This is a genomic window from Actinoallomurus acaciae (genome assembly GCF_042429965.1).
Taxonomy (GTDB): Bacteria; Actinomycetota; Actinomycetes; order Streptosporangiales; family Streptosporangiaceae; genus Actinoallomurus; species Actinoallomurus acaciae.
Window position 1 is genome coordinate 1 of sequence record NZ_JBHLZP010000025.1, and the last position, 9,261, is coordinate 9,261.

General features: G+C 68.4%; 9 protein-coding genes and 1 pseudogene. 4 read left to right on the forward strand and 6 right to left on the reverse strand.

The window, feature by feature from the left end:
* Positions 1-125 (forward strand): annotated as a pseudogene (locus ACFFNX_RS05680) (IS110 family transposase); the annotation flags it as partial.
* A gap of 52 nt (positions 126-177) precedes the next feature.
* On the opposite strand, the gene ACFFNX_RS05685 reads toward ACFFNX_RS05680, so the two are convergent.
* From ACFFNX_RS05685 to ACFFNX_RS05710, 6 genes are all read right to left on the reverse strand, one after another.
* On the reverse strand, positions 178-966 hold the full coding sequence (locus ACFFNX_RS05685) for a mycofactocin-coupled SDR family oxidoreductase (RefSeq protein ID WP_378196256.1): 789 nt from the start codon (positions 964-966) through the stop codon (positions 178-180).
* Positions 963-1,589, reverse strand: a complete 627-nt coding sequence (locus ACFFNX_RS05690; RefSeq protein ID WP_378196259.1) for a hypothetical protein — start codon at positions 1,587-1,589, stop codon at positions 963-965. Before ACFFNX_RS05690 ends, ACFFNX_RS05685 begins: the two co-directional genes overlap by 4 nt.
* 26 nt (positions 1,590-1,615) lie before the next feature.
* Positions 1,616-2,455, reverse strand: coding sequence for a carbohydrate ABC transporter permease (locus tag ACFFNX_RS05695; RefSeq protein ID WP_378196261.1), 840 nt, complete (start codon positions 2,453-2,455; stop codon positions 1,616-1,618).
* The gene (locus ACFFNX_RS05700) at positions 2,445-3,353 is read right to left on the reverse strand and encodes a carbohydrate ABC transporter permease (RefSeq protein ID WP_378196264.1); all 909 of its coding nucleotides are present in this window, start codon (positions 3,351-3,353) and stop codon (positions 2,445-2,447) included. The genes ACFFNX_RS05695 and ACFFNX_RS05700 overlap by 11 nt, the downstream gene beginning before the upstream one ends.
* Positions 3,353-4,615, reverse strand: a complete 1,263-nt coding sequence (locus ACFFNX_RS05705) for an ABC transporter substrate-binding protein (RefSeq protein WP_378196267.1) — start codon at positions 4,613-4,615, stop codon at positions 3,353-3,355. The genes ACFFNX_RS05700 and ACFFNX_RS05705 overlap by 1 nt, the downstream gene beginning before the upstream one ends.
* 553 nt (positions 4,616-5,168) lie before the next feature.
* Positions 5,169-7,280 (reverse strand): beta-galactosidase, encoded by a 2,112-nt coding sequence (locus tag ACFFNX_RS05710; protein ID WP_378196270.1) that lies wholly within the window; start codon positions 7,278-7,280, stop codon positions 5,169-5,171.
* Positions 7,281-7,619: 339 nt separating this feature from the next.
* Here ACFFNX_RS05710 and ACFFNX_RS05715 point away from each other — a divergent pair, with 339 nt between their 5' ends.
* The 3 genes from ACFFNX_RS05715 to ACFFNX_RS05725 are packed head-to-tail and all read left to right on the forward strand — an operon-like array spanning position 7,620 to position 9,038.
* A complete protein-coding gene (locus tag ACFFNX_RS05715; RefSeq protein WP_378196273.1) occupies positions 7,620-8,663 on the forward strand; it encodes a glycoside hydrolase family 113 protein in 1,044 nt (347 codons plus the stop codon).
* Positions 8,594-8,896: an SDR family NAD(P)-dependent oxidoreductase gene (locus ACFFNX_RS05720; RefSeq protein ID WP_378196276.1), complete on the forward strand. Its 303-nt coding sequence runs from the start codon at positions 8,594-8,596 to the stop codon at positions 8,894-8,896. The genes ACFFNX_RS05715 and ACFFNX_RS05720 overlap by 70 nt, the downstream gene beginning before the upstream one ends.
* Positions 8,877-9,038, forward strand: a complete 162-nt coding sequence (locus ACFFNX_RS05725; protein ID WP_378196278.1) for an SDR family oxidoreductase — start codon at positions 8,877-8,879, stop codon at positions 9,036-9,038. The genes ACFFNX_RS05720 and ACFFNX_RS05725 overlap by 20 nt, the downstream gene beginning before the upstream one ends.
* Positions 9,039-9,261 lie beyond the last annotated feature (223 nt).

Below are 9,261 nucleotides of genomic sequence, written 5' to 3' on the forward strand. Positions count from 1 at the left end.
CCGAAGGCAAACACCACTCCCAAGCGGTGCTCGCCCTGGCCAGGCGACGCGTCAACGTCCTGTGGGCGCTCCTGCGTGACGGACGGTCCTACCAACTCGCACCACCGGTCACCGCTGCGGCTTGACAACAGCATTAGGAAGCCTCCGCCACGCGAACCGGCTCGTACGAGCGGAGCCTCATGACCCCGGCCGCCCGCCGACGAGCAGCGCACCGGCGTCGACCGGCAGTGCCGCACCGGTGATGTACCGCGCCTCGTCCGAGGCGAGGAACACCACGGCGTTGCTCACGTCCACCGGCTCGACCCACGGCACCGGCAGCGCGTTCACCGGCCGGTAGTACGCGCGGATCTCCTCCTCGGTCATCCCGTCCGGCCCGACCTCGGCCAGCATCGGCGTCCACACGGTCGTCGGATGGACGGAGTTCACCCGGATCATGTGCTCGGCGAACTCGACGGCGAGCGTGCGCATCAGGCCGAGGAGCCCGGCCTTGGACGCCGCGTACGCCGCGAGCGCTCGGGTCGCCTTGAACGCCTGGGTCGACCCGGTGATGATGATCGAGCCGCCGCGTCCTCCCTCGATCATGTGCGGCAGCGCGGCTCGGCACGTGTGCCAGGCTCCGGTGAGGTTCACGTCGATCCCGAGCCGCCAGCTCTCGTCGGCGCCGGGGGCCAGGCTCGGCGCGATCGAGATGACACCGGCGTTGGCGACCGCGACGTCGAGCCGTCCCAGCTCCGCGTAGGCCTCGGACACCGCCTCGGTCAGTCGCGCCTCGTCACGTACGTCCGCGCCGCGGGTGATGATCCTGCGCCCGAGCGCACGCACCTTCGCCGCCGTCTCGGCGAGATCGGACTCGGCGAGGTCGAGGGCGATGATGTCGGCCCCTTCCTCCGCGAGCCGTACGGCATGGGTGCGGCCCTGGCCACGGGCGGCGCCGGTGACGAGCGCCACCCGCCCGGCCAGCCTCATGAGGTCCTCCGCTCGGTGACCGGCCGGTAGTACCAGCCGATGCTCTTCTCCCGGTCGATGGCGGGGCTGAACGGCATCGCGGGGGTCGCGACGACCTCGACCAGGCGCCGCTGCGTCGCCCGGACGTCGGTGGTGTCGGTGTCATAGAACGCCAGGTACGGGCGCAGCGGCTCGTCGCCGCCCACGAAGGAGAACCGCTGAGCCGACCGATAGTCGGCCAGCTTCATCACGTCGCCCAGGTGCCGGTCGGTGTACCAGGCGTTGAACTCCTCCTCAAGCCCTTCGACCGGAGCGGTGAGCACGACAAACAGATGCGGGTCGCGCAGCGGCCGGTCGTCGCCGTCGTAACGCTTCTCGGTGATCCCCTCATAGCGCCAGGTGGTCACCTCCGCCGGGCCCTCCGGCGGCGTGACCGGGGATCCATCCGTCTCGTAGACGGCCAGGTCCGGGTACAGCGGGACGTCGCCGTCACGCTGCGGAACGAACCGGTATCCCCGTACGGCGATGACTCCGTCGATTCGCAGGGCCTCGTCGAAGTGCCGGTTCGTGACCCAGTCCTCGTAGGCGTCGTCCATGCCCTCCTTCGGCGTGGTCAGTACCAGGCTCAACTGTTGGGCTGTCATGGGATCTCTTTCGTCAGGGGGCCGGTCTAGCCTTTGATCGCGCCCGCCACGACGCCGTTGACGAACTGGCGTGTCATGAGGACGTAGAGCAGCAGTACGGGAAGCGCGGACATCAGGACGCCCGCGAAGACGAGGCCGTAGTCGGTGGTGTTCTCGCCGTAGAAGTTGAGGATGGCCAGCGGAACCGTTTGCAGGTCTTCGTTGTTGGCGAAGATCAGTGGCACGAAGAAGTCGTTCCAGATCCACACGCTGTTCAGCATGGCGACGGTGAGGATGGGAATGCGTGCGAGCGGCAGCACGATCAAGAAGAACTGCCGCCATTCGCCGGCACCATCGATGGCCGCGGCCTCGCGAAGCTGCGGTGGGAGCTTACGGAAGAAGCCGACCAGGAGCAGCACCCCGAGCGGCAGGCCGTAGACCGCGTAAATGATGATCACCGGCCAGACGGTCCCGACCAGTCCGAGCCAGCGCATCTCCACGAACGCCGCGATCACGATCAGCTGGGTGGGGAGCACCATCCCGGCCACGAAGAGCATCTGAAGCAGACCCGCGCCGCGGGTCATCCGGGCGATCGCGTGGGCGGCCATGCACGCGCACGCGGTGCTGAGGAAGACCGATGCGGCGGTGACGAGCACACTGTTACGGAAGGCACGGAGAAGATTCGCCTGCTCCCACGCGTTCTGGAAGTTCTGCAGTGCCCACGAGTGCGGCAGCGAGAATGGCGATGAGAAGAACTCCGAAACCGATTTGAACGAGCCGAGGATGAGGAAATAGCAGGGCGCGAGCACGACCAGGCAGGCGGCGGCCAGCAGGGCCTGGCCGGTCAGCGAACGCGGCCTTGGCCATCGCCGGATCTCAACGGTCATTGCGTTCCCTTCGGTTGAAGAACGCGAGCATCCCGAACGCCAGAATTCCCAGCGTGATGGACAACAGCAGGCCCTGCGCCATCGCGTAGCTCATCGACGCGGATGACGCCGATGCGACGCCGGCGTTCGGGGGGAACGCGGTGCGATAGATGTCGACGCCCATGAGAAGGGTTCCACCGGCCGGTGCCCCATCCGGTCCGCTGATCACGTAGGCGATCTCGAAGGCACGGAACGCCACGATCACCAGCAGTACGTTGACCGTCGTGAACGCCGGCGCGAGCGCCGGCACGGTGACGTGCCGGAAGACCTGCCGGCCGCCGGCGCCGTCGGTCACCGCGGCCTCGCGCAGTTCCTTCGGTACGGACTGCAGGCCGGCGAGGAAGACCACCGTCCCCAGCGCGTTCCACTGCCAGGCGAAGGCCGCGACGACGACCCACAGGGCGGTGTGCGGGTCGGCGAGCCATTCGTGCTGGAGCGCGCCCAGGCCGACGGCTTTCAGCGCCGGGTTCAAGATCCCGATGTTGGGGCTGAGGATCAGCTGCCAGATGAACCCGATCGCGATCGTGGACAGCACATAGGGCAGGAAGATGATCGCCCGGTACACCTCACGGAGCCGGTACTTGCGGTCGAGCAGGTTCGCCAGGCCGAGCGAGACCGTGTTCGTGAAGACGAACAGCGCGACGAACAGCCAGACGTTGTGCAGGGCCGCGGACCGGAACGTGGCGTCACGGAGCGCTGCGGAGAAGTTGTCCAGCCCGACGAAGTGCCGGATCGGCCCGGCGCCGGACCAGTCGAACAGTGCCAGCGGCGCCGACCCGGCCATCGGCACGATGAGAAAGCCGACGTAGAGCAGCAGCGCCGGCAGCAGGAACCAGACGAGCTTTCGGCCGGAGGACATCAGGACTTCGGCCTGGGCTTGACCGCGTCCTGGGCGACTTTGGCGAACTGGGCGGGTGAGAGCTTCCCGGTGAAGATTCCCGCGCCGTTCTTCTGTACGGCGGTGAGGATGTCGCCGGTATCGGGGAAGTCCAGCCAGGACGGCGCCTCGGGAACCTGGAGGATGGAGTTCATCAGCTGACTGCGCGTGTCGGTGCCTTGGGGAACGATGCCCCGCCGCGCGGGCAGCCCCAGCTCGTCGAGGATCAGCTGTTGTGCCTCGGCACCGGCCAGCCAGCTGACGAAAGTGGTGGCGAAGTCCTTCCGCGTGCTGCTCTTGTTGACCACGTACGCCATCGAGAGTCCGGTGACCGCGATGCCGGGTCCATCGCCTGTCGGCGTGGGAAAGCCGAAGAAACCGGCGTCGAGCTTCGGGTTGATCTCCGCGTATCCGGCGTAGTCGCTCGACCCGCCGACGATCATCGCGACCCGTCCCTGCGCGAAGAGCGCCTTGCCCTCTGTATAGGCCACCGCCTGGTAGCCCTTGTTGTAGTAGCGGGACAGGTCGGTCAGCAGCTTCGCGGCCGGCAGCAGGTCGGGATCGGTCAGCTTACGTTGCCCGGTGCGCACCTGCTCGAACCCGTCCGAGCCGAGGATCGAGTCCGCCGCGAGGTGGTAGAGGAAGAACGGAATGATCATGTCCTGCGCCGGCATGGCCCAGGGGGTGACGCCCTTCGCGGACAATGTCCGGCTGATCGTCAGCAGGTCGTTCCAGGTCTTCGGCGGCGTCAGCCCGTACTTGGCGAAGGTCTGCCGCTGGTAGTAGACGCCGATCTTGAAGATCTGGGCCGGCGCGGCGTACGTGTGCCCCTGGTACTGGATCGCCTTGGCGACCGCCGGCCGCAGATCCTGAAGCGGGATCTTGCCGTCCAGCGGGAGGATGTAGCCGCCGTCGGCGCCGATGTCGCCCCAGATGCCGTTCGCACCGCTGGTGGCGATGGCGTCCGGGGCGGTCTTGCCGACGAGCGCCGTCTTGAGCAGCGTCTGGTACTGAGCGGTGGGCTTGTAACTCATGTCCACCTTGACCTTCGGGTTGGCCTTGGTGAACGCGGCCAGGATCTTCTCGATCGCGGCCCGGTACTCCGGACGGTAGCTCCAGGCGGTCACCGCGTCGGCGCTGGTGCCGCCGGCGCAACCGGCGAGCCCGCCGACCATTCCGGTGGCCGCGAGCCCGGCGAGGCCGTACAGGACCTGGCGGCGTCCCAGTTCTCGTGTCTCACTCATGGTGCCTTCTTCCACTGTGCCGTTGGCCTAGGGGCGGCCTGCTGGGCGAGCCCTCGGCACCTCCGATCGTGCCGCCCGCAGCGGACGGTGAGGAGGCTCATTGGATCCGATATTTCCGTTACGTGTCAAGAGTTTCCTGTTAGACACCCAAGATGTTGACCGTAAGGGAATGGACTGGATCCCATATGGATGTTGGCGCATCGCCCGTGTGGCGTACGGACGGGCGCCTGGAGGCGCGGGCGGGGCAGCCGGGCGCGGGCGGAGGAGCCGGGGGAGCGGGCGCGCCGCGCTCGGCGCTTCAGCGGCGGTGGCCCATGGGTGCGCCGCCATCGCCCCGGCGCGGGTTGACGCGCACGCGAGGTCGTAAGGTCCCGGCGAGCGGGTGGCGGGCACGCTTGTGACGGTCGATGGCGCGCTCCAGTCCTGTGTGGTCACCGCGCGGATCGATGCACATCAGGGTGGCATTCGAGCGGGTGGGCGGGCCAGGTCCGGTGGGAAGATCTCTGTCCGTGCCACGGGTCTCCGGCCGTCGGCCGACGGCCGTCGGCCGGTCTCAGCCGATCGTGCGGAGCACGGCGTAGCCGTCGTCGCCGAGGGACAGCGTCAGCTCGGTCCGTCCGCCCGTCTCCGCCAGGTCCACGCGCCGGCCCGTGGCCAGGTCCCGCAGGGCACCGGCGGCGCCGAACGTGCCCGTCGGCGCGGTGAACGTCACGGTCGTGGCCGGACCGGCGTTGGTGACGAACAGCATCGGAACCTCGCCGGAACGACCGAACCGCCACTGCAAACGGTCGCCGTCAGAGATCGAACACCGGATCGCCGTCAGGGCACCGGCGCTCTCGGCAATCGCGTGGAGGAAACGCTCGAAGTCCGTGTACCGCTCCCGCTCGTAGGCCATGCCGGCGTGGGTGCCCAGCGCGATGACCTGACCGGTGCCGACCCGGCTGCGGACGATCGCCGGTCCCTGCTCGGTCGTGCCGAGCACCTCACCGGTGTCGTCGAACACCTCGATCCAGTTCGCCGTACGGAGGCCGCCGGAGACGCCGTCGAGCGTGAAGTCCAGGAGCGGCGCGCGGATCGGCCGGCGTCCTCGCCCGGTGATCCCGAGCCCGTTGGCGAACGGCCGCTCGCCCGGATAGCGGTAGAAGCCGAGCCGGTCATAGGCGTCGGGCTCGGACTCCAGGACGAGTGTGCCGCCGGCGTGGACCCAGGGGACGAGCGCCTCGGCCAGTGGCGGCTCGATGATCATCGCCCAGGGAACGATCACCACGCGGAGGTCATCGAGTGAGCCGGCCCGCCCCGCGTCGATGACGCGGTAGGGGAGCTGGAGACGCTCCAGCGCGTACAGGTACCCCTGGAGGCTGGGACCTGCCGCGTCGCAGTCCGCGCCGGCCTGCGCCCAGTCGAGCCGGTAGCAGGCCGGAGAGAACGCCACCGCGATCGAGGCCGCCGCGGGCCGATATCCGTCGAGCAGCCGTTCCTCACGACGCAGCACGTCCGCGGTGGTGGCGAGTCCGGCCAGCCGGCTCTCGGCGTGTCCGTCATCGCCGACGATGCCGAATCCGGATGCCTCCCGTCCGAAGATCTCATCGCGCCAGCACCAGAAGTTGACCGTCTTGGCGCCGCGCGCATAGCCGGTCCAGACCCAGCGTTGCTGGAGTGGACCCGGCACCGGCTCGGTCACCGCGACGCCGTGCCGGTGCGCCCCGCCCTGGAGTTCGGCGACCCAGTACGGCCTGTCCCCGGCGGCCGACCGGCCCGACTCGATCCGTGCGCCGAACTCCGAGGGCGCCATGTCGAACCACTGCGGAAACTGGGAGGAGCCGAACGCGTCGACGATCTCGGCCAGGTCGAAGTCGTTGCCGCGAGCCAGCGCCTGCTCGAACGGCAGGAACCCGGTGCCGGTGAAGTAAGTGGCCGGAAAGGCGGTGTGGGCGGCGATCGGATGATCGGGATCTCGCGAGCGGATCTGGTCGTAGCGGAAACGGAGCTGCCCGGCCGTCCGGTCGGTCAGGAACTCCTGGAACTCCATGAGTTCGGTGTAGGACCGGCCCGCGACCCGGCCCGGCTGGACGTCGTCCCACGAGGTGATGCGCCGTCGCCATGCCTCGCTCAGCCCGGCCAGGCCGTCGTACCGGGCGTCGAGCCACTGCCGGAACGACGCGAGCGTGTGGTCGCAGTAACAGACGTAGCCGTCCGATTGCGACGACCAGCGCATCTCGTTCCAGCAGTCCCAGGCCGACAGCGCGGCGGCATCGGCGTAACGCCCGGCGAGCTCGCGGAGGAAACGGCCCGAGAGAGCGGAGATCTGGGGATGGTCGAAGCAGCCGCCGGGCATCACGCCGACGTTGGAGTAGGCCAGCGTGGTGGAACTCACCCGGCGACCCGTGTGGTCGACGAGCTCGGCCTCCGGCACCTCGCGATGGATCCACGCCGGCTGCACCTCGGCGATGGTGTTGATGATGATCTTCAGTCCGGCCTCGGTCGCGAGCTCGATCAACTCGTCGTAGTCGTCGAAGACGAGCTTTCCCGGCTCGGGCTCCATCCAGCCCCAGTTCGCCCACAGATACATGTGGGTCAGCCCGGTCTCGTGCATCGCCTGAAGGTCGTCTCGCCATCGGTGGCGATCGGGAAACGGTGGCCTGAAGTATTGGGAGGAAAGGATCATCGCATCGCCCTGTCAGGAGTGGGGCCGGTGCGGCGCACCGTGAAACGGGTTTCGACCTTAGGCGGGCGTCGCGAGCAGTGTCAACAGTTTGGATCCAAAGTAACTCCGCAGCCTGGTGTTGGCGGGGCGGGGCTCCACGGATGCTCAGCCAGATCGGCCGTCACTCCAGTCTTGTCAGTCCAATGAGCCTCATGCCAAGCTATATGGGATCCAATAATGCGCCCCCAGGGTGGTGGCAGCCCACCGGTGCGGTGTTCTCGACGCCGCCCGGCCCCTTTCCCGGCCGCGACGCGAATACCGCTCGCGGTCCGCCGGTGATCACGGAAGGCAGGCGTGCGGATGCGTTATCGAGGTGTCCACTACGACACGGGAGTCCGTTTCATACCCTCGCGCCTGTCACGCGAGGTGTTCGACCCGGACGTGGTCCGGTACGAGATCCAGGCCATCGCCCAGGACCTGAGCTGCAACGCCGTGCGAATCGTGGGCGACGACCTCGAACGCATCGCCTTCGCCTCGCGCGTCGCCCTGGAAGCCGGTCTCGCGGTGTTCTTCAACCCCTGGCTGATCGGCCGCGGCGAGGCCGAGCTGCTGCCGTACCTGGCCGAGGGCGCCCGGATCGCCGAGCGGCTGCGCGGCGAGGGCGAAGTGGTGTTCGTCACCGGGTGCGAGCTGTCGCTGTTCGCCCACGGGCTGATCCCCGGTGACGGTGTCTATGACCGTGTGGGCTGGCTGCTGGCCCTGCGGACCGGCGAGACGCCCTCGGTTCCGGTCACCGTCGTACGGGACCGGACGAGATCCCTCCTGCGCAAGACGGTCGACGTGGTCCGGCGCGGCTTCGGCGGACCGGTGACCTACGCGGCCGGCGTGTGGGAGGAGGTGGACTGGGAGCCGTTCGACATCGTCGGCGTCGACTACTACCGGGCGGAGCAGACCGACGAGGAGTACGCCGAGGGCCTGCGCGAGCTCGGTGCGCATGGAAAGCCGGTCGCGGTACTGGAGTTCGGCTGCTGCACGTACGAGGGCGCGGACCGCAGGGGCGGTATGGGATGGATGGACCTCGACGAGTGGTCGGAGGACGGCCCGAGGTGGGTCGCCGGGCCACGGCCCCGCAGCGAGGCCACCCAGGCCCGGTACCTCGTCGACCAGCTCGAGATCTTCCAGGCTACGGGCGTCGACTCGGCCTTCGTCTTCACTCTCGTCGCCCCATACCTGCCCCACGACCCGGACGACCCGGTCAAGGACTTCGACCTGTGCTCATACGCCCTGGTGAAGACGCTGGATCCGGCCGACCCGCAGGCCGGTCGGGTCCCGCCATGGCGGCCGAAGGAGTCCTTCCACGCGCTGGCGAACTGTTACCGGGCGCTCGCCGGGGACGGCCGGTGAGCCTCGCGAGGGGGGTTCACGTCGTCACCGGGGCCGCCGGTGGCATCGGCCTGGCCACCGCGGAGGCACTCGTGGCGGCGGGGGCCACGGTCGCGCTCGCCGACCGGGACGTGGAGCCGCTCGACGGTCACGCCGTCCTGCGCGACGCGGCCATCGGACTGGGACCGGGTCCTCGATGTCAACCTGAAAGGGACCTTCCTCACCTGCCGGGCGTTGCTCCCCGAGCAGCGTGAACAGGCCGTCGCCAGCGTGCCGGTGGGCCGGATGGGCACGGCCGCCGAGGTGGCCGACTGCATCGTGTTCCTGCTGTCGGAGCGGTCGAGCCATGTCACGGGCCAGACGCTCAACGTCAACGGCGGCGCGTTCATGCAGTGATCCTCTCGCCGGCCCGAGGACTCCCGCTCGCCTGGTGAGGAAGACCTCCCGCCAGGCGGCGGCCTGGCCATGCCTCGTGCGCCCAGAGCCGCAGTGATTGGATACGAAGAACTCTCATACTCCGGGAATGTTGCCTCTTTGTGGCGGATATGTGAATTTCTGGATCCAAAATCATTGACACCCGCGGAAATCGCCTCGTATGGTCAGCGTCACATTCAGGACC